This window comes from Nostoc sp., assembly GCF_036916735.1.
Lineage (GTDB): Bacteria > Cyanobacteriota > Cyanobacteriia > Cyanobacteriales > Nostocaceae > Nostoc.
Genome location: NZ_JBALFV010000099.1, coordinates 36683 through 61860, shown reverse-complemented (window position 1 = coordinate 61860; position 25178 = coordinate 36683). Strand labels below are relative to the sequence as shown.

Genomic DNA, 25178 nt, shown 5'->3' with positions numbered 1-25178 from the left:
TTAAATACCAGCGATATATCTGATCTACTTCTAACGATGCAGCATTACTAGGGAGAGAAATACCAATTACACTTGGCTTTGAAGGTAGGGCGATCACGAACCCGTTTTCTGGCGAAATCGGCGAGCAAGCGGATGAGGAGCAGGAAAAGTATGATCAGTCCATAAGGGCGGTTTGGTGGCAAAGTATTCAACTAACGTGTTGAGTAAGCTGCTGTAAGCAGAATGCATCTCCAAAAACTTTCGCCATGCTGATTCTGCATCCTTTAGCACAAAACCCGCCTGTGCTAAACTTGCCCGTGACTGCTCAAATTGTTCGCGATCAACTTCGAGTATGCCTGCTAAGGGAAGTTGAAACAACTGATGCAGATCGATAATAATACGACAGCCCATTCGGTGCATCAAATACGCTCGACCGCTATGCTCGGTTTGTACAGTAGTGAGCAACAGTGTGCAAGCGTCGAGCATTGCACCGAGTGTACTAATCCAGGAATCATCTTCTAGAGTCGAGCGAAAAAACGACAGAATCGGATACGCGCGATGGCTCTCCAAAATTTCGGCTGCCCAAACTTCCCAATCGCCAATGTCACCAGGCAGTTGGTCAAGAATCTTTAACCTAGTATAAGTTTCCAACAACGTCACCCCTGATGGAGGACTGCCAGCCCGGGCTTCAACGAGATTGACAAAAACTTCACGATGCTGTAAAGAACTGTAGAGTGAGAATAAAAACGCAATCACAAGCGACATCACTGCCAATCCCGAACCTGCTGCCGTCAGCATTACCATCCGCGCAGTCCCAAAAGCTACAAAATCGCCAAATCCAAGCGTGAACAGCGAGGTTCCCGCCACGTAAAGGGCACTACCAAAATCTTGAATCGCAGGTTGGATAGAGTCTTGCAGAGCGTACAGGATCAGTCCGTACCCAAAGATCAATGCAATCACCCAAACTGTAAGCAGCAGCATCACCGATAACGGCGCGAATATTCCCAATAAATACTCCTGCCGCTTGCCGGCGTGCAAACTTAGTTTTCGCCACGGCAACCAAAATAATCTGATTAGTAGAGATGAAATTCTAAACGTGCGCGGCGAGCGACGAGGAACGATCACCACCTGAAACACATCAAACGATACAATCACAATGATTAAGATACCGATGCTTGCCTCACATATTGCCATCGTTTGATTGCCTAAGTCTGAACTTTTACCTTTGACAAAAATTGTAAACTATGCATGGCAATATTTTTGAAGATTCTGACTCATATGGCAGGCTCGAAAAGCTCTAAACTACGTACAATAAGCACTTTGCGTTCTCCCTGATTCTCCAAGTCAATTGACTCAAATAGGTTTTGTCTTGCGGTTACTTTATCCTTTAAGCTACATATATTGAGGCTGTGGCGAAATTAGCGGGATTACCCTTGTGGAGGTCTAAATGGCGATAGTCAAGCGTCGTATCGGTCTTGAGCAAGAATTTTTTCTGGTAGATGAAGCTGGTCATTTGAGCGATCGCGCCGATGAGTTTTTAAAGAGTTGTCAATTAATTGCTCAAGCACAAGGTTTAAACCCAAATTACTTTGTGGCAGAGTTCGTCAAAAGCATGGTAGAAATTAACACACCTCCTGCCGACACTGCCAAGGAATTAGGGAAAGTTTATCTCAAAAATCTCAAATTTGCCCTCTCTGTAGCGCAACAGATGGGTTTACGCCTTTATCCTCTGTCTAGCTATCCTTTGCATACTACACCAGTTATGCGAGATCATCCCAATTACCATATCCAAGCGCGGACTGTCGGTATGCAAAAATTTTTGCACGCCGGAAAATGTACAGGTACACACCTGCATCTGGAAGTCCCGCCTGGAGTAATTGACCCTCGTGTTGCAGTATCTTACAACTCAACATCGGCACAGCGAGAAGAACTATTAAATATTTATAACTTAGCTACAGCTTGCGACTCTGCACTTATTTCTCTGACGCGGGCGTGTCCTTTTTATGAAGGACAGGCGTTAGGGCTAGCCGCACATACAATTCGTTATCGAGGTAGCGAAACCTTTGGTTGGGAGGGAGTTTATACTAATTTACAACCTGTCGGTGGACTCATGCCTTATGCCGAAAGTGTCGAGGATTTAGTTGAGCAGCAGTTCGCTCGTTATTATGCTTGGCTGCAAGCGATGGAAAAAGCCTCAATTGAACCGAACCTGTTATTAGAAGCAGGAGGGAGCTTACTTAAGTCAGCTTGGAATCCAATTAGACTCAACAAACTCGGCACTGTGGAAATAAGATGTATAGATAGTAACTATCCATCCGTGATTTTAGCTGTAATTACACTACTGGAGAATGCAGCCAAGCGAGTTAGACAAGAGAATTTAACAGTTAGACCAGCTAAAGGAATGCAAATATTTGAATTAGTAGGCAACCACCTTTATGTACCAGATTTTGAATATCTTAATGGTGAATTGCTCTATACCTCAGCTACAGAGGGAGTTAAAAACCCCAAAGTTAGGGCTTATGTCGATTCCATTTTGCAGTTTGCAAGCGCACTAGGTGGGGAAGGAGCAAATTTTTTGGCAAAACTCAGCAGGCACCTTGAGCAGTATCAGACAATAGAAGCCAGCATCTTGCAAGAATTTACCCCAACAACTGCTCAACTTTCATTAGATGCCGGTTTGTGTTTAGTGCGCTCAAGTTGTGACAAGCTAGAAGCACAAGTTTCATCAATAGACATAGAAAATCCCCTCGCAGCCTTAGATACTGATGAAGGATTGTTGCTACACCAGCATTAATCGAATCTCAAATCTAGTCTGCACAGCTCCTTCGAGGCTGTTGGGATGGCTCTTGGGAGCCGTTTTGTCACGGATACGTAAAGCAGTGGCTCCTTTGATTTAACAATAATAGCGGATGTAGGTCTATGGTGTGTGATTGGTTAGTAGTGGTGTAAACTCTGACAAAAGTCGAAATTTATCATCACATTCATCTGTTTTCAGGAGTGGTTAAAATAGCTTTTGGTTGATTAGCATTAAATAGAAAAGCAGATAATAGAATGAAAAATTTAACTATAAGACTTGCACGCTTATCCCGTGGGATGGCAGTAGCAAGTTTGATAGCAACTGGAGCATTGCTAGGTGTAATCAATTCCGCTCCCAAAGCCTCAGCTGGTCTTTGCCAAAGTATTTCTATTCCTGCCTATTTTTATCCAGGAACTTATTGGCAAAAGGCAACTGTTGCAGCGCCTAGAGTTAGTGTGATGATCATGAATCCTAACAGTGGCCCTGGTGCAGCAAAAAACACAGACTACGTTACTGCTGTGAAGAATGCACAAGCAGCAGGCATCAAAGTTATTGGTTATGTACATACAAGCTATGGAACCCGTAGTGCAACGCCTGTCAAAACAGAAATAGATCAGTATAAAACTTGGTATGCAGTAGATGGCATCTTTTTGGATGAAGTAGCCAAGAGTACTAATAACTTTGCCTACTACACAAATCTCGCCAATTATATTCGTAATACAAAAGGCTCTTTAGTGATGCTAAACCCTGGTACTGTTCCCGCAGAGGATTACATAAAACTGGCGGACATTACCGTAGTGTTTGAAGATACTTATAGTAATTACCAAAACTGGCAAGCTCCAGCTTGGCTATTTAATTACCCCGCGAATAAATTTGCCCATCTTATACATAGTACATTTGGCACAACTGGGATGAATGATGCCATTGGATTGGCTCTTAAACGAAATGCAGGGACTATTTATGTAACTGATGATGTTTTGCCTAATCCTTGGGATACTCTTGCTACATATTGGACTAATGAATTAACTGCTATGACAACAAAATGCAGCACCTAAGTAATTGAGAAATAAACGTATCTGTTCGCAGGCAGGGTTTCTGATTCTCACAAAGCAACCATACAATTGTTAACTTCGACAACTACTCAATCACTATTCATCCTTACAGATGTAATATGGCTATCAAACACTCTCTTTTACTTGCACTGTTACCGCTCTCCATTATCTGTGTTAGTACGGCTTCCGGCTCTACACTCCATTCACCAACAGCACTAGCACTTATAAAGGACAACCAAAAGTCCCCATCAATCATCTTCTTCCTGCCTAAGGAACGCCCTAAGCCTGGAGTCGGTTGGGAAATTACTACCACTTCCAGCAAGGCAGAGATAGCCCTGGCACGGCATTTGATGAGTATAGGTGCTAAGGAATACGTTGCTTGGTGGTGTCCTCACTGTCATGAACAGAAGTTACTCTTTGGTAAAGAAGCCTACCAGATTATCAACGACAGCATCAAGGTGGAGTGCGATCGCCGTGGCATCAATCCTCATCCCGATTTATGTAAAGCTGCGAAAGTTCCTGGCTTTCCCACTTGGCTTATCAACGGGCAGCAATATAGCGGCGTACAGAACCTCAAGGACTTAGCTAAAGCTTCTGGCTACAAGGGGGATATGAATTTTCGCTACATCCAAAGCGAATAAAGAACACCCGTGACAATTTAAGAAAAAGTACGTTTTGTCAATCAGCTAAAATACTCAAAAAGCTCTAGATAAAAATGATAATCGTAACTGATTAGGGGGCAAGTGATGCTCATTCTATTCTTATTTTGATTATCATTATCAAATAAGTTTTTAACAGGGCTAATCTTCTTCAAAAACCTATTGTTACAATCAATACCGTTGCCAAAATAAGAGCATGAAGAGGTAGGGCGTTTCGTAGTAGAGTTATTGTCTCTCACAACGACAACTCAAAAATCACTGCCCGCTCATGCCCGATATCTTATCATTGTTACAATGCCTGCTGCTGCAAATAAGCGCGACAACGATGCGGCAATTGAACCAAATCATCCAGGCAATGTTAGCTCTTAATGGTCGAGTCACGATGCCCTTGAATTGCCCGTTGGACAGGTGCTGGTGGTAGCTATCGGACAATGGGGAGATTTTTCTCTACAGTAATACCTTGGGCAACGTTGTTTTGGCTGTTTTTTCGGAAACATTGTAATTTTATTTTCCAGTGACCTGGATTTGAAAGCTGATAAAATCATTGACTATTATAAGCTACGTTTCCAAATCGAGTTTAATTTTCGGGATGCTAAACAATTCTGGCGCTTAGAAGATTTTATGAATCTGAGCCAAACTGCTGTGACTAATGCCGCTAAGGGAGCATTCTTTATGGTCAATTTATCCCATCATCTTCTCGCTGATTTCCCTAAACATAATCCTAACTGTGGCATTATTGACCTGAAAGCTTATTACCGTGGTTTTCGATACGTCCATGAAATATTAAAAATACTTCTCTAACAGCCTGACCCTATTTTGTTAGCTCAAATTTTTGCCAAGCTTACTTCTTTAGGACGGATTCATGCCGTTTCCACAGACTTTAGCCCCTCGTAAATTGGCTAAGGTATTGTCTGTAAAAATGCATCTTAGATTTGCCAACGTCGACAATGTTTTTTGATGGCTTCCAAGGTCGATGCATCCGCTATCCATACTGCACTGAACTGTTCATATCAGCTACCGATGACCACCTTGGGTCAACTTCTATGGGATTTTTCTTGGCTACTAGGCGCTCTATTACTTGCTCATACAGCTTGATAAATAACTTTGCTGGCAAGCTCTCTAATCGTTGAGATAGCGCTTCTTGCCGACTCACAGACATTGCCTCAACCCACAGTAATCCTTCTATTTCCAGGCAGCGCAGAACATCTGTTAAATAATTTATTTGTCGATACACCAAACTCAGTACTATTGCTGCCATCACTAGTAGGGTTAGTACCCGCGATGCCGAAGGCGGGCTGCGCCTACGCAGACAGTTAAACCAAGGTAAATAGCTGCTAGTAGATGATATCCAGCAGGCACAGTTATGGCAGGTATTGCAAGAAAAAGCACCAGATGGAGGATTCTGGAATGGATATTGGTGGCAGATTAGTTATACCATTTTTCCTTATTCATGCAACAACGCCCTTATTTTAACTAGCTTATTAATATAAATAAATACATTTAATCCACTAACTATCAAAACTGAAACTGATGGGACTAGGGGTATCCAGACTCCTTGGAGCAACAGACCAAAGGATACACCATAAAAAACGCAAACAGTTGCCAATCCTGCCAATCCCAATCTTAACCATGAGCGAAATTGCCAAACAATTATGCCTCCAATCAATGACCAACTCCAGACCCAAATGAATTCAGCCCACTTTGGTAACATCCACAATAGTGGACGATTATCTAAAACGGCACTAAGAATTTGACTCACCATCTGTGCTTGAAGCATTACTCCTGGCATTTGATTATATGACCACTGACTGGCGCTATAAGGTGTAGACCAATAATCATGAAAACTTTCAGCACTTGTACCAATGAGAACGACCCGATTCTTTACTAAATCAGAAGTGAGTTTATTCTTCAAAACATCTGCTAGAGTTACTTGTGTAACAGCTTGATGGGAAGAGCGATAATTAAGTAGCACTTGATGACCTAGATTATCGATTCTGTGATAGCCACCGCTGTTTGACTCTAAGTTTTTAAAGACAACATTGCCAAACTGCCAGTTTTTTTCTGTCGTTAGTTTGGACTGAATACCAAGAGCAAGCAAGTAACGATTTGCTAATTGAAAACTAAAAGATTTATCAACGTTGCAGGGTGAAGCAGGAGCCATAGCCAATATTTGACGGCGGATAATGCCATCGGGATCGGGTATAACGTCACTAAAACCCAAGTTTTGTTTTGGAACTTCAGGGGGTGGCGAAACACCACTGTTTTTGTTTTCCTCACTAACTTCGCATATTGCAAAAAAGCGATCGCTTTTTTGCATGAGTTTAGATAATTTCTTATACTCTGCTCCTACGCGATTCTCCCGGTAGATATCCAAGCCAATGACTCGCGGTTGAAACTGCTCTAATTTTTCTACAACTTGGGCTAGTGCGCGGTCTGATAGTGAAGCTCCACCTCTTTCTTTGGCTGGTTGCGATCGCACATCAGCTTCAGTAACGCTAACTACTAGAATACGTGGATCTTGTCCTTCATCAGGTCGCGATCGCATCATGGCATCAAAAGCCATCAGCTCCCATGACTGCAATATGCCAACGGAGCGCATCCCCATTATCAAAGCAGTCGTAACTATACTGATTTGGAAAATTGTCCCAATAATATTTCGGCTGTGCAAGCTAGTAGATTTAGAGCCGACTTTGTGCAACACCAAAGACATAGCTGTGGGATTTTGACAAATCACAGGTAACCAGCTAGCACAAGGAAAGTTGCTTTCTAGACCTTGCAACTTTTCTACGGCTTCCCGCATCGCTAAATGACAAGATTCTCCATTGGCAAAAGCTTCTAGAAAGTGCTTCAAAAATTCTTGAGCGACCCGATCTGGTACTACTTCCCGCATTACAATCATTTGGGGAATGTGCAGTGATACCAATTGTTGTACTAATCCTAGTCCATCACAACAGTTAAAAATTGCCAGTTGTAAACCTCTAGTAATCGCTGCTTTCAGACCATTTTTTAACTGAGAAATCGTCAAACTCTCAGTTTGATTAATGTAAATTTGACCGATTTCATCATCAGTTTGACTCGAACCATGTCCTGCAAAAAAAAGAATATCCCAGCCTTGCTTGTCCCATAAATATCGATCTAATTCTGAGCGCTCTGGTTCAACCAGAAAAACAGTCTGCGTTCCTGGTAGTTGTTTGAGTATTGCCTGGTCTTGTTGAATATCAATTCCTTGACTATTACCCAGAATAGCTAATATTCTCACCTTATCCCTAGTAGATTTGCCTAATGGTTTAACTTCATCTACTTCAGGAGCGCTTAAACCAAATACTGCCTTTTGGTAATCTTCAAAAAAATCCCATAAATGCCAGGGTAAGCGACGAACTTGATTATCTTCTGTTTCTAGAATTACCCGAATTTCCTCATGAGGATTTAACTTCGTGCGTAATTTCTGGTCAATGTTGCGAAATAGCTCAGATTTTAACCAAACATTAATTTTATTTTGTAACTTGTTACATAAATTACTAAATTCCACAGAAGAAATATTAGTTATATCTTCGGCATCAATTTCAATACCTGCATCGCTTGCCATGTTTCTCTGCCAACGTTGACCAGGAAAAAGAGCTTCATGCAGCAACAAATAAAGCAACTGCCAACGTCTATAAAGTTCTATAATTTCTGGTGCCCCAGGTAAGCTACCTGTAAATTGTATTGGTATAGAGTTGCTATTGTTGTACAGCTGAGCTGTAACGGTAGCAAATCCCTGCTTCAAGTTACCCTTTCCTAAGTTCAACACGACTAATTTAGTCATGGCTATCAATCGTCAAGCGCTTCCAGTACAAAATCTTCCTTTATACTGACATCTTCGAGAGCAACTTGTATACTAAAGCGAATTCCAGGAGAAGATTTAAATTTTTTGAGTTGAATATAATGATCGTGGCTTCTAGAAGTAACCTCCTGAAGAATTGTTCCTGTTTGTGAAAGCAGAATTACTCTAAGATTAGGTATTAAGTAAGTTTCTGCATTTGCTGGATGCAATTGCACGCGCAGACCGATTTTACCATCGATCTCTGTTTTCAGACCAATTAATAATACAACTGCACTCCCTCCCAGTTGCATCCCTAAATCAATTAATTTAGCTCGTTTGATATATCCCTCACTCAACTCAAAATTACTTCTGAATTGAGCTGCTAAAGTTTTTTGTTGTGGTGTTAACAAAGTATCCAAATTTTGCCAACCCGCACTAAAGATATTTTGAAACCATAAGCTCAAGTTGCTAACTACTGAGTAGCTAACTTCAACTAAATTATTTTGCTTTTCTAACCGTCGCTGATTAAGATGTTGCCGAAATTCATCCACCGCCAGCAATGCTCCCCATTTCTCAAAGGAGACATTGAGTCTAGGGAAAGAAAAAGTCCATTTATTTAATTGTTCTAGTAATTCCTCTACTTGGGCTTTTGACAAAGTAGGTAAAGATTTAGCCTCTGGTATCTTGGGAGGACAAAGTTCTTGCGCCACCCACATCACATTCAAATCTGCAATTAAATCTTCTACATCTAAACAATAAGTTCGATCCATTACATCATAAGTAGCTTGTTCGCAGATTTGCTGATAGTTGGCATAACCGCATACTCGTAACCAGCATTCTTCTACATTTAACTGTACTGCTAGATAATAATGGGCTGCCCAACTAGGAATATCAATCCATTCTTGAGGAATCCGAAACTCTGAAAGGTAACTTTTATCGCTAGGGATTAATACTAATCGAGTCTCACCTACAGTTAATACAGAGCCATTTACTACTTCCCAGATACTCTGAAAATCAGTTTTTTGAAAACCTAACTTAGGTATTACTTGTAAATCAGGATCTTCTTGTAACCAAGTTAAAAAAGTATTTAAAGATAAATGATTTAAATAGGCATTCCAGCGAGCAACTGTGTTAGAGTAAGACTCTTGCATAGTTTGATGCCATGCAAATTGTCGCTCTTGGGTTGATATATATAAGCATAATTGTTCGGGATAGATTAAAGTCAAATCGTTTAAATTAATTGTCATAATTATTAATTCCTGCTCTTCAATTAAATCAAATTATCTTTTAGCCATTCATTTACAAAATCAGTTAACTTATTACTGACTACTGCTAAAGAATTCGTAGGTAAAGCCATATCTATTTCCATTTGAGAGATAAAAGCTTCTTTTAACGTATAATGTTCAAAATCATCTATTTTACTTTGCTTTGTTAATCTCAGTCGTAAAGCACTTATTTTAGCTTTGACTTGCCATTGTTGAGTAATTTGCTCTAAAACATATTTGCATAAGTGTTGACAGTGTAATTGTAAGCATTCATCCAATGATATTTTGATTGTTTCAATATCTTTATCTTTATTCAAATTGATTTCGGGATAAATCTTTTGAGATTCGTTAATCAACTCTTTTAATAGTATCGTATTATATTTTGCTAACTGTCGAGCTACTTGATATTGTTTCTGTAGTTCAGGATATTTATTTTTCAAAACTCCTACCATCTCTGTTTGAGTTAAGTTTAATCCCAGCCAGAGTATTAACATTATTTGACCAGTTTCTGGTAGAGCTGAAAATACACTTGAAACAAGTGTATTTACTTGCTGCAATTCTTCTTCTTCAGCAAGATTATCCAAGACAGTATGCTGGCTATCAGTTAAGTTATCGTAGTCTTCTAAAGGCAAAAAATACTTTGTTCTGTAATCACGAGCTGCTTGAATACAAATTTCTAATATTTCTTTAATTCTATCCTTTGAAACTGGTACTTCCAGAAATCCTAATTGATTGCACCGTTCATTATATAATAATGCAATTTGCTGAAAATATTCAGTGCTAGGTGTTTCTAAACTACGATTTCCTTGCTTTTGGTTCGGTTGATAAATTTCATCTAGACATTGCCAAGCTAAACAGTATAATTTAACGCAATTCTGATTTATTCCTCTTATAGTTAGAGCTTCCTGCATCTCTTTTTTTGTCAAATCTTTTAAAAGACCATAATCAGAAAACTTTTCTCTTTTACCTTCCAAGTCTTTCTGATAAATAATATTACTAATAAAACGAATAAGAGCCGTTTTAGCATAACCTTCTATGTTAGTTTGAACATAGTCAAAATTAAAATTTTTGAGAAGTTTTGCTGGAGGATATATAGCTGAGTTAGCGATTTGAAAGTATTCCTCTAACGGATATTTATGCTGGATAGATTTAAATCTTTGAAAGCTTTTTCTAGCTGCCCAAAGACAAGCTTCCTGCAAGTATGCACACAAATGCCTCTCTGCTCTTGAAGAAGACTTTGAAGACTTTTCTAAGGATGATGCATAAACATAATTTTTTTGTTTATCATCACTTTCTGAACTAATTATAAATAAATTTTCATGTAATATATCTTTGATAAATTTTAAAAAATAACGCGCCCAATATTCTTTTTTAGCATCTGGTTCTAACTGGACTAAATAACTTATATGACGTTCTAGCTCTACATCAGTTTGCCATATAAAATTGGAAATTTTATAATCATTATTCAAGCTGAGAAAAGTTGAAAACTGTCGTATAATATCTTCACGTTGTTTCATAATTTTTTCCGTATTTTACATAAATTAGTTAAACAGATTTTGAATCATATCTTAAATTAATCTTTAAGGTATGTTGTTTTTTATCTTTAGAGTGATATCGATATGTTAAAATCAATCCCAGACTGGAGTCAAACAGTTATAATCAACTGTTTGAGCAGAAGTTTAACTTTGTTTATTATCCCTCTATTCTTGAAATGGGTGTCATGTAGATCGGTTTATGCACTTTTCATTAAAAAATCGCATAAATTTATCCATATGATTTAAAATCTGAGCGTCCCAGTTTTCTGTCAAAGTAGTCACTATCAGGCAGAATAGGTGAAGGCAATCGCAGTTACTGACCTGTATAAATGTCACAAACTCCCTCTCATAACGATTATCATTCTTAGATAGAAAAAACTTAATTTTCTCAAAGTATTCTATAATCAAGTCTTTGTAAATTTTACCTTGCTCATTAATCTTCAAAATTTAGATGTGCTTGTGATGAAAAACGTATAAAAAAATACTTTATTTATTAAAATTTACGTATGGACGAAATAGACAAGGAAGGCTGTAAATAAAATCACAAAAAACAGAATTCATTACTCAAATATTGAGTTTTAATCACAGTTAAAAAAGTTAATACGTGCAGATTCCTGACTTTTTTAAAAAAGGCGGGAATTTATTATTGTAGTGGTCTATTGTACTGCCACTAACATTGATAAACAAGAAAAGCTAAATACCTTACTAGCTCTCAATTTACAATTATTTAAAAAAATCAAGGTATTAGCTAATGTAGTTTCATCACCACATAATTAAATTCTTCTTATCCCCATTAACAATATAGAAAGTTAATAAACCAGCCTAAGAGGTTGTTTGAAAAGTGGTTAACTATGATTTTAATTGCGTTGTTACCCTCCTTAGTCCCCCCCTTATAAAGGGGAAACAAGAAAAATCCGGTTCCCTCACGTCACTTGCTTCAAGTCGAACATTGCTCGCCCAACGCAGTGGCTCCCCAATACATACAGGAAGGGTTAAGGAGGGGTAAAAAAATATTTTATACATCATTAGGAACTTTTGAAACATCCTCTAACCTTCAGTTTTAAGTTTTTTCTCAGGAGAATGACTACTAACTAATGACCAACGAATAATGATAAAAAGGACTAAAATGCAGACTTTGGAAGCATCATCGCTCTTTATCCTTGTTGAGAGAACTTGCATTTATGAAAATTTTATGTCAATAATTCTAAAATATTGAGTATTTATATCTGACTATGAAACTGAAAAATATACAGAAAATCTTTTGTCTTTCTGAAAGTCAATTTATTATCATTCTACTTTTAGCACTGATTAGCTGTACTAGCTATCCTTTAGCATTGATAGCAAAGTCTCAACAGTCAACTAGCAGTGGTAATCAACCACCTCAAGATGGATCAAGTAGAGGTAGGCCTTCTCAACGAGGAGGAGCAGGAAGCCGTGGTAATTGTCCATCTGTGGAAGTACCGCTTATAGCCTTAATACCTGAGAAAAAAGTGGGTTTAGTTGTTGAAAACAATACCACCTTTTGGGTGTTTGTACCTTATCAACCTAATGATGTACCTAGCGGGGAGTTCGTCTTGCAAGATGAAGCAAATAATGATATTTACCGAGCTTCTTTTACCTTACCAGAGATACCAGGTATTGTTAGCTTTAGTTTACCATCAGATGTATCACTAGAAGTTAATAAAACATATCAATGGTACTTTAAACTTTATTGTAATCAACAACAATTAGACCCAGTGTTTGTACGCGGATGGGTGGAACGTACAGCTTTAACATCTAACTTGGAAAGGCAGTTAAAAACAGCTACTACAGAAGGCGTTCGCATTCAACTATACACTCAATATGGTATTTGGTATTCAGCCCTGACAGAATTAGCAAAACTGCGCCTTGCTGAACCCAAAAATGCCACTTTAGATAATGAATGGGCTAAACTACTGCAAAATGTTGACTTAGAGAATTTAGTTCAAAAACCTCTTGCAGGAGAAGTCAAAATTAAACAGTAAAATAAGTTAAAATATAAAATATAGAAAATTATGCCTTTCTTTGAAATCTAAAATAAATTTGGTAATAAGTTTAATAATTGTTCCTTTTATCTTTTTAAAGCCAATTTCCAATCAAAATATATGGTGCCCACAAATAGGGAATTTTGTAGTCAGTCAACAGTTTAAGTTGAGCGCGACGGAGAGCTTCAGCTTTAGTTACTTTGCTATTTTCTAATTCTTGATAAAACTGATTCATAAATTCAGCAGTAGACTCATCGTCTACCGCCCACAAAGTTGCCAGTGTACTACGAGCACCTGCACGTATTGCTATGCCAGCAAGCCCTAAAGTAGCTCGGTTGTCTCCTTGAGCAGTTTCACAAGCACTTAGAACAAGTAATTCAATAGCCTTAGATTCTCTTTGTTCGCTGAGTCTAATTAAATTATCAAAATCCTTGGCTTTTAAAAGCTGCTCCCAAGTTAAAATAAATGTCTTATCTGGATTAGAACTGAACTCACCATGAGTTGCTATATGAACTACTGTATATGGTGCTTTTTTAATTTGATTTTGTAAATTTACTTTGGTAAATGTCTGATTGATTAGTTCAGAATTTTTCGGTATAACTGACCGAATTTGTTGTAATTCTAATTTTACGTTTGTGAGTGGAGTAAATGAATGTCCTTCAATTTTACGTTGCTCACTTACTCCGGCAATTAATCCATTTAATTGGGCTTTTTGTAAAGACTTTGGTTCAATTAATTGTAACCCCGGAGCTAAGGATATAGCATATTTTTGAATTAAATATTGTTGATGTTTATTATCATATAAAACCGCCATTGGAATATTTCGTAATTCTCCATCTAGTACAAATACTAGCGTTTTGATACTCCTTTTTTTTAATTCAGATTCTAAAGGTTGAATTAGCCAACTATAAATTTGTTGAGATAACTGATTAACATCGTTTATCCGGTCTGGTTGCCTTAGATATTGTTGTAATTTTTCTAAAATACTTTCAACTTCTATTGCTTTTTTACTAATTGTATAATGAGATAATTCAGCTTGATTCGGTAACTTAAGAATAATATCTAAACAGTCTGCCAAAATAATGGGATAAATTACTGCTGCTGTGGTATCTGTTTTGTCAACGATCTGATCAATTTGTTCGGGTGCGGCTTTTAAACAAGCTTCTCGAAAGAAGTTTTCTAATTCAGCTAGTTGCAGTGTTTCAAGTATATCACGAGCTTGCTTTAAATTTTTTTGACTAATACTTTTTTTTGTACTTACTGGAGATGAATATTGCAAAAGTAAATCAATTAATTGTCGGTAAACGGGTTCTATATTATCCCGAAAGGAAAACTGGATATCTGAATTGAGAGCAATTAAGTCATTGCGGAGATATTTGAGAGTATTTACTGCTTCAGTGTAAGAAGCGATCGCTCCAGCCATATTTCCTTTTCTTTTCAGTATGTATCCTAGTTGCCATTGCCACAAATAAGCTATATCCCCAGCTTTTATTGCTTGGGCTAGAATTAAAGCTTGTTCGGTTAATTTTTGAGCATTAAATAAGTCTTGATTTTCTAGATATAATCCACCCAATGCACCTAAAGCATAAGCAACTGAACGTTCATCGTCTATGCTTTGAGCTTGCTGTACAGATGTTGCTAAAATTTCAGCAATTTCTTTCCATGAAGGAGTCTCTGCATTAGTAGCTTGTTTCAAGCATACTAAGTTCTGAGCAAAATGAATTTGTGCATAATTTGTTGTCTGGCTTGGGGGTATTTTGGTCAGCTTTAGCTGAATTTGGGAAGATAGTTTTTTGGCTTGTGACCATTGCTGAAAGTTCAACAATAGACTTAAATTATTGAGTTGAGCTTGGATTTGCAAAAGGGGTGAGGTTGCTGTGGTGACAGCTTCTTTGTAAAATTGCGCTGCTTGTTGATAAAATTTGACGGATTCTGGAGAGACAGGTCTGTTAATACAATGCAACGGAGTATAGTTTTCAAAATCCGTACCATTTTGAGGCGATAATTGTCTATTACCTAAAGCTACGGCAGTATTACCTAAACTCAGTACAGTAGCACTAATTTCTGAAGGAGATTGTAATTTTTTTGCGATGTCTTGGCTTTGCTGTAAAACTTTGAAGGATAGTTCTAAATCACCAACCAATTGCAGAACATCACCCAAGCTACGTAAAGCGGTAGCTTTAACAAGCGAATCTGGTTGCTGTTCCAGGCGGGGTTGCAACTCTTCTAAGGTGGTGCGAGCTTGACGGTAAAGCCCTAAGGCTTGCTGTGCCATGCTTTGGTTAATCAAACTGCGGGTTATGCCAACTTCATCACCTGTTTGAGCATAAATATTAGCAGATTGTTTCCATGAGTCTAAAGCTTGTTCAGTTTTGCCTAGTTCTAATTGCAAATTTCCTTGAATATCTAGGGTTTGTGCCAGGATTAATCCTAAATTTTCAGTTTTGAGGTGTGAGTTTTTTAAGAGATTGAGGCTTTGCGTAATTGCAGCTTCTGCTTTTTTCCACTGTCCAAGTTGCTTAAATATTAATGAAAGATTGCTTAATGCGATCGCTTTTCCTAATTTGTCTTTTTGCAGATTAAAAGCATCTGTTGCTTGTTGCAAAACTATTACTGCTTGAGATAACTCTCCAGTTTCGTAGAGTTTTCGACCTTGTTCAACCAACAGTTGAGCATTTGGTTGAATCTGAGTAAATTGAGAAAAAGCAGGAACTGAAAATCCCCAAACGCTTAACAACGCAGCCAAAATAGCTATTGTAATTCTTCTTAACCACTTTTTAGAATAAAAGCGACTTTGGCAAGTCAGGATAATACTTTTTATAAAGCACTGTACTACAAGGAAAAATCGAAATCTTTTTTTTATCACTGACTTTCCCTCGTACTAATTTTGACTAACGGCAACTTTATATAAGCAATTTCTCAGTCTCTAGCTTCTCTCAACTTGAATCTAAGGAAAAGCAACTTGCATTATTTTTGCATAGCGGCGGCTTGGGATGGGCAAGCTGCAATGGGCAAAACCCCGCCCGAGGCGATCGCAGAATTAAAAGTATTGGTATAAGTAAGTACAGGTGCAAAAGCTCTTAACTCCACTTCACCAGAATTGTTAATTACCCAACCAGTAGCTTCCACAATAGTTGAACTAATTTGCGGAAATTCTAATTTAGGGCTTTTACTCCTCCTAATGTATGAATTCTCCCTTACATTTGTACTTTTTTGTTCTTGAGGATTTAATGTTACCCAATCAACAGTTGCAGTTTGATTAGCACGAAGCGCTTGGGTTGGTAAAGGTGGCAAACCGCCACGTCCTGTGATGGTAAATGAATTGCCTTTATTTGCAGGACAACCTTGAGCAATCAAACCAGACCGATCTACAAAATCGGCAGGTAATTGTACTAATCCTGAACTGGGATCTACATCTGGTGTATTAATTTGCACTCTTCCATTGAACTGTGGACTTGCTCCCGTAGCAGTGATATCACTTTGTGGAGTTTGTGCATTGCTGCGATACTGCATCCCAAAAATGCTTTGAGCGTTAATTGCCACTCGACCACCACGAAAATCTCTAGAATTAGCGCTGATATCACTATTCTCTTGAGGAACAGCAATGATGAAACCATCTGGTGCATCGATAGTAATATTACCTCCGGGAATATTTTCACCAGTAGCATTGGTAGTGATAGAACTGCGATCGCGTAACAATAACAAGGGTGTACGTAGGAAAATATTGCCACCGCCTCCTGTAGTGTCAGCAGTGATTTCTGCATTGTTGTCTAGACTGATAGAGTTAGCTTCTACAAACAATGAGCCAGCAGTTCCTGTACCTTTAGCTTGAACTGACAAATTGCTTGGATACTGACCATCGTTGGTGGTACCAATCACTTGCACAGAGTCGGCAGTGACAAATAAATTCCCACCATTACCCGCGCCTCTAGTGCCAGCGCTAACAAGTGCCCCATCTTGAATCAGCAATTTTTGGGTATCAATCCGCAACTCTCCAGCATTTCCTATATCGTTAGCTTGAACTGTCAAATTGCTTGGATACAGACCATCGTTAGAGCTACCAATCACTTGCACAAAGTCAGCAGTGACAAACAAATTCCCACCCTTACCCTCTCCAGCAGTGGCAGCGCTAACCTGTGCCCCATCTTGAATCAGCAATTTTTGGGTATCAATCCGCAACTCTCCAGCATTTCCTGTACTTTCAGCTTGATTTGACAAATCGCTTACATACAGATTATCCTTGGAACCACCAATCACTTGCACAGAGTCGGCAGTGACAAATAAATTCCCACCGTTGCCCGCTCCAAAAGTTCCAGCGCTAACAAATGCCCCATCTTGAACTAATAAATTTTTAGTATCAATTCGCAACTCTCCAGCATTTCCTGTACTTAGAGTTTGAACTGACAAATTGCTCCCATACTGACCATCGTTGGAGCGACCAATCACTTGTACAGAGTCGGCAGTGATAAACAAATTCCCACCCTTTCCCGCTCCTGTAGTGCCACCGTTAACAAATGCCCCATCTTGAATCAGTAATTTTTGGGTATCAATCCGCAACTCTCCGGCATTTCCTATATCGTAAGCTTCAGCAGACAAATCGCTCGAATATTGACCATCGTTGGAAGTACCAATCACTTGCACAGAGTCGGCAGTCACGAACAAATTTCCCCCCTTGCCTGCTCCCAAAGTGCTAGCGTCAACAAATGCCCCATCTTGAATCAGCAATTTTTTGGTATCAATCCGCAACTCTCCAGCATTTCCTGTACCTTGGGTTTGAACTGACAAATTGCTCAAATACTGACCATCGTTGGAAGTACCAATTACCTCTAACACATCAGTAGCATGAACTACTAAACTTCCACCTTGCCCCACTCCCAGAGTATTTGTCTCTATCTGGGAACCATCGGTAAGAGTGATACGCTTGCCTTGCACTTGTATATTGCCACCCTCCGCACCACTAGCATCAACTGTTGCCTGCTGAGACAGTTGAATGTTCCCCAAGTTTGGCACAGCATCATAACCTAAGAGAAAACTTTTATTGTCAAAGGTGAGACTGACTAACCCTTCTCCTGCAACACTGCCCAGTTCTATCCGTCCTCCAGTAGTTTTCAGCGTCGCTCCTTCTAAGCTGACATCACCACCTACTAGCGCTAAAGTTTGATTTGATCGTACGCGCAGCCCAAATGTATTATCTATCAATTGTGTTTGAGCATCGCCCTTAACCTGAATTGCTCCTGGATTTGTCCCGTATTGCAAACCTATTGATACATTGATACTTAATAAAGGTGCAGACTGAGGATTTGTAGCACTAAACTCAAAACCATTGGCAAATTTCAAAGTACTTGCAGTGCTAGCAACAAACGAACCGCCAATGTCTAACCGCGCATTTTGACCAAATATAATCCCATTAGGATTAAGTAAGAACAAGTTGGCTGTACCATTAGCACGAATTAACCCATCAATATTAGATATAGATTTACCTGTAATTCGACTAATAATGTTTTGAATGTTTAGACTATTGTTAAAATAAGCTGTATTCTCAGTAGGAAGAGAAAACTCGCTAAAGCTGTGAAATAAATTGCTTCCAGCAGTGGTTCCACCTTCAATTTTTATAATGTTACCAATTTTTTGAATATTAGAATTATTGGATAGAGTAGTATCTGGAGTGATTTGAGCGTAGGCGCAGCCCGTTTTAGACATCGCAAAATTCCCAGTGCATATTACTGTGCTGGTAACGGCAATGTTTAACCATTTTAACAAGTTTAGATTTCTCATTGCCCTAGACATGATTTTTATTCAATTTATTTATCTATTTGGCATTGCTCATCAAAGAGACACTGCAACCCAATCTCTCTTCAATAATTTTTAAATCACACAAACAAAACTAATTATTTTTCATACCGTACTCAGCAACGCTATCCGCCATCTATTGTTTGCATTAGATAAAGAGCAGCTAAATCTCTAACTTTCTATGTCCGGCAGAGTTGATTAACTTTATTAAAGAGAATTTAGATCAAAATAGTCAAAATTAATAGTGTTATAAGTTAGTTTGTAACAAAGCTTAAACAATGCTTTGCTTTCTTAAAATTTTTCAGTCGGCTATGCCGCAATACTCTTGGGATAAGCTTTTTTCTCTCAGGAGCATCCCCTGCCCAAGAACAGCCTGCCTCAACAGATAAATTTCTGAACTGAACCGTATTAAGCTAGTAACAGCATGGCAGGAATAAATTTTTTATCACTAGCTGCATAATATTGGTTCGCTCATACCCATAAATATATAGAAGACAAGTTTCACACGAGCAATCACATTTAAGATGCAAAAATAAATTCTTTATCACTAGCTGCATAATATTGGTTCGCTCATACCCATAAATATATAGAAGACAAGTTTCACGCAATTACATTTAAGGTTGTGTTTCACAGATTCTGAATGTATGGGCATTTCCTATTCAATCAAACTAGTATCTAAACAGTACAAAAACGTAGTTTTTTTATTGATAGTGCTTAAAATGACATTTAAATAGTCTTACTCCAAGAGGAAAAGATGCCAATGAATTCTCTAGAAATCGTCAAGCAGGCTTATATTTATTTGAATCAAAGAGATATTCCTCGTTATTTTTCTCTCATGTCCCCTGACATTGATTTTTACCAAACTGAAGAACTCCCTTGGGGTGGTCACTATCGTGGCTTTGATGAGAGCAAAGTCTTTTTCTCCAAGTTTTCTGCGTTGATTGATTCTTCAGTCGAGATATCTTATTACATTCAAGCTAGCGATCAAACAGTTGCGATCGGCAAAACGAGTGGTGTAGCAAAACAAACTGGGAAAAAGTTTAGTTGTAACTTGGCTCATATCTGGACAATTCAGGAGGAAAAAATTGTTCGACTAAAGGTTTATATCGACACTGATGTAATGAAAGCCGCTTTAGTATAAGCCGAAAAAATCGGCTGAATTTAAATGTGACGCTCAGTTTGTGAGGAGGCGATCGCTATTTTAAGGATAAAAACTCATACTGTTACAACCAGCAATTCTATGCCTGTCTGATCTTTAAATATTTTACAGGTTTCAACAGGAGGTTGATAAATGAAGATTTTTGTTGCAGGCTCAACAGGAGCGATCGGCCGTCCGCTAATCGCGCAACTGCTAGCTAAAGGGCACGACGTGGTAGCGTTGACCCGTTCTCCAGAAAGAGCCAGGACTTTAGCTGAACAAGGGGTAGAACCCGCGATCGCAGATGTATTCGATGCCGATGCGCTCATTGCTGCGATCGTTCGTGTTCAGCCGGAAGTGGTTATTGAACAACTCACTGCTTTACCGAAAACCTACACTGCCGAGTCGATGAGTGCGTCAGCACCATTCAACCAGCGTATTCGTAAAGAAGGGGGTGCTAATGTGTTGGCAGCAGCGCAAGCAGCAGGCGTACGTCGTCACTTGAGACAGTCGATCGCATTCTGGGGAGTTCCTGGAACCGGATTGGCAAATGAAGCAACACCACTAGCTTTTGATGCTTCACCCGCAGTTGCAGCAGATGCACGCACTGTGACTGAGATCGAGCGTCACTTACTCGAAGCACCTAACCTAGAAGCAATTGTCCTGCGTTATGGTTTCTTTTACGGGCCAGGTACTTGGTTTGCCCCCGATGGCGATGTTGCTCAACAGGTACGACAGCAACAGTTTCCGATTGTTGGGAATGGCGCAGGTGTCTGGTCGTGGTTACATATTGAAGATGCGGCGATCGCTACGGTTGCAGCAGCAGAGCGGGGAAATCCTGGCATTTATTTGATTACGGACGATCAACCCTTAGCAATTCGGCAGTGGCTTTCTGCTTATGCCCAGTGGTTGAATGCTCCACCTCCTCCTCAAGTATCAGTTGAAGATGCTTTGCAAATCGGTGGTGCGGATGCTGTCTATTACGGTACTCAGATGCGAGGCGCATCAAACGCTAAGGCAAAACGCGAATTAAATTTTCAGCCACGACCTTTGGAATGGATGGTTGACACCGCCGTTGGTCGTGCAAGCTAACTCACAAACGACTAATGACAAGTGAGTTCAAGCTATTAAGTTGATCAAATAGTTAAATATACTACCTGAAGTTAAAGAAGGTAAATGATGCTTCAATTAACAACTTTCAGGTATCTGCGAATAATTAGGAGTAACAAAATGAAACTTAAGTTTTGGAATTTAACAAGTATTCTGAGTAGTGCAGTTATTAGTTTACTCAGCCCGATTACAGCTTTTGAGTCTGCTCAAGCTGGACCTAGTAGTTATCAAAGGACGTGTCATGATGAAAGGATATATACTGTATCTAATATTACTTATCTGTATGCTGTTTGTAGAAATGTGAATGGTTTACCTATTGCAAGTCAGCTTCAATTACTGGGAATCAACAATAAAAATGGAAAGCTAATACAAAATCCTCTGGTTGGAGCAACTTCTTTTTTTTCAACCTGTACCGCTATAAAAGTATTTAATGGTAAACTGTCAGCTTATTGTTTAAAAATCAACGGACAATATTATGCTAACAATATCTCGTTGGAGGAAATTACAAACTACAATGGGTATTTAGGTTATGAGTGGAATAAAATCATCCAAGAAACAGCTGATAAGATTGGTCATGGTCATGCTTATTTTAGCCATGCCAATGAATTCAATAGTTCAAGCCACAGCCCAACAATGGACACTATGTCACTAATAGCTGCGGACATCCTCAGCTATTATAATAATAATGCAGCGAATCGAGATTTCAAAACTTTACAAGATGGAAGAGCAGCCTACTGGGGAGTAATAAATCCATCACATTATATAGGCGGTTATAGTAGGAATAAAGGTACTATAGTCATTATTAATCCATCTGTTCGTGACATGGGTACGATGTTTGTACCTTTAGCTGGAAAGGCTTACTTCTACAATTTAAGATAAAGAGCAAAATTTATTTAACTTAGTAAAGAGAACGAGCTTGCTGAGTTAAATCACTTCTTTACTCCATTGCGTCAATGATTTTCCCAATTTGGGCAAGTAACTCCTCCACATTTTCCCTTGGCGTACCCACTCGTATCGAGAACTCTTTCAGATCTAATCCATTGCATACCTCATTCAAGACATTGTTTAAAATTACCAGTTCTTCTTTATTCAAACGAATCGTAGCTATCTCTTTTTCTACCTGCTCTATCTGCATAAAGTTACATTTTTAAATTTAGGGATAGTATAGTATATCTTTGAGGATTACGTACTTTTAATTTTAAATAAAGTTTAGAATAATTGGAAGAAAAACGGTTATTTGTAGTGAAATTACCACATTTTGATCAATGCTGAAAGTTATAAAAAATTACACATGCAGCAAGATTGCCAGACTTTAAATGGTACCAAGTAAGTTAAAAAAATAAAACTGAGTGCTAGTAAATAAATTAGTTAAATGAATTGTTCAAGTTAAATGTGGTATAGCTTATGCCTTACTCAATCATCATTTCCTGCAACTCTCTTTAACTACTAAAGGTTGATAAAATTATGTTTGATCTTGAGCAAGCTATCAAAAACCGACACTCAACACGCAAATTCTTATCGCAACCAGTGCCACGAGCTTTGCTCGATGAAGCTCTCGCTCTAGCGCAGCTTGCGCCGTCGAATTCAAATATCCAGCCGTGGCGGTTGGTGTTTGCCCAAGGTGTCCCTCGGGATCGTCTGCAAGAGGCTTTGCTAAACCAAGCCAAGCAGCAGCCACCCTATAGCTTTGGGCTGCCAGAAGCCTTCTGGCATTACCGCCAAGAACTGGGCGCACAAGTCTATGGAGCTATGGGGATTGCTCGTGACGATAAAGAGAATAGACAGTTAGCCCTTCTACATAATTACGAATTTTTTGGCGCACCAGTAGTTGGTATCGTCTGTATGCACCAAGATTTGGGTGTTGCGGATGCCTTGAGTGTGGGAATGTATTTACAAACGCTGGTGTTGAGCCTAACCGCTCGTGGCATTGATACCTGCGTAGAGGTTTCACTAGCAGCTTATCCAGAAATTATCCGCAGCGAGTTGAACATTCCACCGGAATTATCGATCATTTGTGGTTTGGCTGTTGGTTATTCCGATCCTGATTTTCCCGCTAATCATTTGCATATAAGCCGTGAGGCGGTGGAGAAAAACGTCACGTTTCAGGGTACATGAGTTAGTAACTATCATCGTTCCCATAGATTGCAGCCCAGAAAAATCATAGTATTGGAGATTAAATATATGCAATCTGTCGATGTCTATCGCCCTCTGGGAGCCGGAGAGCAAATTTTCTGGCTCCACGATCAAGCTCATTCTTTACATTTTGCTCTCACTGCCCAAATCAAAGGAAAATTCACCGTTCCTCAACTTCAGCAAGCACTTCACCTCGTACAGCAAAGGCATCCACTTTTGCGAGTTCGGATTGCTCTAGATGAATCAAAGCACCCTTGGTTTGTTGAACACCCTGCTGACATTCCACTACGGGTTGTGCAGCGGCAATCCGAACAACACTGGCAGCGAGAAGTTGAGCAAGAAATCGCAACGCCCTTTGTTTGGTGGCAAGCTCCGTTAGTACGGGTCGTCTTGGTTCACTCAAGCAATGGTGCAGAATTATCAGAATTGATTGTGATATGTCATCACTCGATCGCAGATGGAATCTCTGCGACTTACTTAATTCGAGATATTTTGCAGGCGATTGCTACGCCCACTGCCTTCGGAAAGTCTTTATTTGTTCCTCCGTCACTAGAGGACTTGATTATTGGGAAAGACCCCGAAAGGGTTTTTTTGTTAAAGCCGCTCCCTAAGTTCATGAGCGATTCCTTCTTGCTTGAGCAACATACACAGCAAAATAACCGTTCATTTGTCAGTTCTGGTTCGCTCTCACCTAAAACAACACGGTTACTCATAGTTCGCTGTCGGCAAGAGCAAACGAGTGTTCATGCTGCGATTTGTACCGCCTTTCTCTTAGCAGTCCGCCAGCAAAATCATTCACAACAGCCGCAGAACATCAACTGTTCATCACCAATTAATCTTAGACCCTACTTAACATCTGCAAACCAGGAAGATGTCAGTTTTTGTATTACTGCCGAACGGACATTGCACTTATTAAGTTCTGATACCAATTTCTGGGAAGTTGCCCGTTCTGTTAAACAGCAGCTCAAGCAAAGTATGACCTCTAACAAACTGTTTGAGAAGATTTTCCAACTTCAAGAATGGCTCTTTACCAATCCCAGTCCTGATGATGCTTTACAAGCCTTTAAAGACCAGTTGGACTACGATATAGCCGTTAGCAATCTTACGCGATTGACGATCGCGCAACAGTTTGGAGAGCTAGAACTTCAGGCAGTATATGGGCCTGTTGTGACGACAGGTGTCAAAAACGATCGCTTAGTTGGCGTGGCAACTTTGGGAGATCAGATATTCTTCACGCTCGTATGTTCAGAACGGGTGATGTTGCGATCCCAGACAAAAACACTGCACGAGGAAGCTATACATTTATTAAATGAGGCGATCGCATCTAACTTTGTTGCAGTCTAATATTTATGAGATATCTCAAAGATAGGATTGTGCATATTTGCGGTCTACGCTCCCACTGCCATCAATAAATGATGTCTGTTGAAGTTTTATACTCAGGAGGAATAAAGATGAAGATTGCTCAATATGGAACAACTATTGTAGTTATCCATACGCTTGCCAACGGATTACATGGTTTAGCGCATGTGGAAATCCCTGTTGCACTGTCTTTGCTTCAAAGTTCGTTTGTGGTTTTTGTAATTTTTCTGACTCCCATCGTTGCAGCCGTTTTACTTTGGACACAGTTCTATCGCCTTGGTAGCTGGCTGTTGCTCTTTTCAATGGCAGGATCGCTGCTTTTTGCAATTTACAATCATTTAATCGTAATTAGCCCCGATCATGTTTCTCAAGTTTCCTTTGCAGGTTGGGGTTTGCTGTTCCAAATCACAGCTATCCTAATATTAATTGTAGATGGATTAGGATGTTGGATTGGCAGATGGGCATTAAAAACAATCCAGCAACCAGAGGAGGTCTTATGAGTTTGTAGCCATCATGGTTCCCATAGATTGCAGCACTGGTGGAAACAGCACTGCGA

Annotated in this window: 19 protein-coding genes and 1 pseudogene; 11 read left to right on the top strand and 9 right to left on the bottom strand. The window is 39.3% G+C overall.

Annotated elements, in window-relative coordinates:
• Together V7L20_RS22900 and V7L20_RS22895 are read right to left on the bottom strand one after the other, a co-directional pair.
• Positions 1-97 (bottom strand): DUF928 domain-containing protein (locus V7L20_RS22900; RefSeq protein ID WP_334746292.1); only part of this gene is annotated, 97 nt, incomplete at its 3' end.
• The gene (locus tag V7L20_RS22895) at positions 94-1173 is read right to left on the bottom strand and encodes an ion channel (protein WP_334746289.1); all 1080 of its coding nucleotides are present in this window, start codon (positions 1171-1173) and stop codon (positions 94-96) included. The genes V7L20_RS22900 and V7L20_RS22895, both read right to left, overlap by 4 nt.
• A gap of 253 nt (positions 1174-1426) precedes the next feature.
• Here V7L20_RS22895 and V7L20_RS22890 point away from each other — a divergent pair, with 253 nt between their 5' ends.
• The 4 genes and pseudogenes from V7L20_RS22890 to V7L20_RS32825 form a co-directional block, all read left to right on the top strand.
• Complete coding sequence (locus V7L20_RS22890; protein WP_334746288.1) at positions 1427-2773, top strand: glutamate-cysteine ligase family protein; 1347 nt, start codon at positions 1427-1429, stop codon at positions 2771-2773.
• Between the two features lie 257 nt (positions 2774-3030).
• Positions 3031-3831: a spherulation-specific family 4 protein gene (locus V7L20_RS22885; protein ID WP_334746287.1), complete on the top strand. Its 801-nt coding sequence runs from the start codon at positions 3031-3033 to the stop codon at positions 3829-3831.
• A 116-nt stretch (positions 3832-3947) separates the two neighbouring features.
• The gene (locus V7L20_RS22880; RefSeq protein ID WP_442943616.1) at positions 3948-4469 is read left to right on the top strand and encodes a hypothetical protein; all 522 of its coding nucleotides are present in this window, start codon (positions 3948-3950) and stop codon (positions 4467-4469) included.
• Between the two features lie 516 nt (positions 4470-4985).
• Positions 4986-5381: pseudogene (locus tag V7L20_RS32825) on the top strand (transposase); the annotation flags it as partial.
• 88 nt (positions 5382-5469) lie between these two features.
• Here the strand turns inward: V7L20_RS32825 and V7L20_RS22870 are convergent.
• The 4 genes from V7L20_RS22870 to V7L20_RS22850 form a co-directional block, all read right to left on the bottom strand.
• Positions 5470-5745, bottom strand: a complete 276-nt coding sequence (locus V7L20_RS22870; RefSeq protein ID WP_334746286.1) for a hypothetical protein — start codon at positions 5743-5745, stop codon at positions 5470-5472.
• Positions 5746-5931: 186 nt separating this feature from the next.
• On the bottom strand, positions 5932-8292 hold the full coding sequence (locus tag V7L20_RS22860; RefSeq protein ID WP_334746285.1) for a CHASE2 domain-containing protein: 2361 nt from the start codon (positions 8290-8292) through the stop codon (positions 5932-5934).
• Positions 8293-8297: 5 nt separating this feature from the next.
• Positions 8298-9536 carry a DUF1822 family protein gene (locus V7L20_RS22855; protein WP_334746284.1) on the bottom strand — a complete coding sequence of 413 codons (1239 nt, stop codon included), beginning with the start codon at positions 9534-9536 and terminating at the stop codon, positions 8298-8300.
• A 23-nt stretch (positions 9537-9559) separates the two neighbouring features.
• Positions 9560-11071, bottom strand: a complete 1512-nt coding sequence (locus tag V7L20_RS22850; protein WP_334746283.1) for a sigma-70 family RNA polymerase sigma factor — start codon at positions 11069-11071, stop codon at positions 9560-9562.
• A gap of 1250 nt (positions 11072-12321) precedes the next feature.
• Between V7L20_RS22850 and V7L20_RS22845 the strand changes: the two genes are divergently transcribed.
• A complete protein-coding gene (locus tag V7L20_RS22845) occupies positions 12322-13092 on the top strand; it encodes a DUF928 domain-containing protein (RefSeq protein WP_334746282.1) in 771 nt (256 codons plus the stop codon).
• 94 nt (positions 13093-13186) lie between these two features.
• On the opposite strand, the gene V7L20_RS22840 is transcribed toward V7L20_RS22845, so the two are convergent.
• Both V7L20_RS22840 and V7L20_RS22835 read right to left on the bottom strand, forming a co-directional pair.
• Positions 13187-15838, bottom strand: a complete 2652-nt coding sequence (locus V7L20_RS22840; protein WP_334746281.1) for a CHAT domain-containing protein — start codon at positions 15836-15838, stop codon at positions 13187-13189.
• Positions 15839-16059: 221 nt separating this feature from the next.
• Positions 16060-18792, bottom strand: a complete 2733-nt coding sequence (locus V7L20_RS22835; protein WP_334746280.1) for an S-layer family protein — start codon at positions 18790-18792, stop codon at positions 16060-16062.
• A gap of 850 nt (positions 18793-19642) precedes the next feature.
• On the opposite strand from V7L20_RS22835, the gene V7L20_RS22830 reads away from it, so the two are divergent.
• The 3 genes from V7L20_RS22830 (at position 19643) to V7L20_RS22820 (ending at position 22009) form a co-directional block, all read left to right on the top strand.
• Positions 19643-20023, top strand: a complete 381-nt coding sequence (locus tag V7L20_RS22830; protein WP_334746279.1) for a nuclear transport factor 2 family protein — start codon at positions 19643-19645, stop codon at positions 20021-20023.
• A 150-nt stretch (positions 20024-20173) separates the two neighbouring features.
• Entirely contained in the window at positions 20174-21112 is a 939-nt protein-coding gene (locus V7L20_RS22825) for an NAD-dependent epimerase/dehydratase family protein (protein WP_334746278.1), read from the top strand.
• A 138-nt stretch (positions 21113-21250) separates the two neighbouring features.
• Positions 21251-22009 (top strand): CVNH domain-containing protein, encoded by a 759-nt coding sequence (locus V7L20_RS22820; RefSeq protein ID WP_334746277.1) that lies wholly within the window; start codon positions 21251-21253, stop codon positions 22007-22009.
• 58 nt (positions 22010-22067) lie between these two features.
• Here the strand turns inward: V7L20_RS22820 and V7L20_RS22815 are convergent, their stop codons facing one another.
• Entirely contained in the window at positions 22068-22265 is a 198-nt protein-coding gene (locus V7L20_RS22815) for a hypothetical protein (RefSeq protein ID WP_334746276.1), read from the bottom strand.
• A 329-nt stretch (positions 22266-22594) separates the two neighbouring features.
• On the opposite strand from V7L20_RS22815, the gene V7L20_RS22810 reads away from it, so the two are divergent.
• The 3 genes from V7L20_RS22810 (at position 22595) to V7L20_RS22800 (ending at position 25122) form a co-directional block, all read left to right on the top strand.
• Positions 22595-23245: a nitroreductase gene (locus V7L20_RS22810; protein ID WP_334746275.1), complete on the top strand. Its 651-nt coding sequence runs from the start codon at positions 22595-22597 to the stop codon at positions 23243-23245.
• Between the two features lie 66 nt (positions 23246-23311).
• Positions 23312-24607, top strand: coding sequence for a condensation domain-containing protein (locus V7L20_RS22805; RefSeq protein WP_334746274.1), 1296 nt, complete (start codon positions 23312-23314; stop codon positions 24605-24607).
• Between the two features lie 107 nt (positions 24608-24714).
• Complete coding sequence (locus V7L20_RS22800; RefSeq protein ID WP_334746273.1) at positions 24715-25122, top strand: hypothetical protein; 408 nt, start codon at positions 24715-24717, stop codon at positions 25120-25122.
• Positions 25123-25178 lie beyond the last annotated feature (56 nt).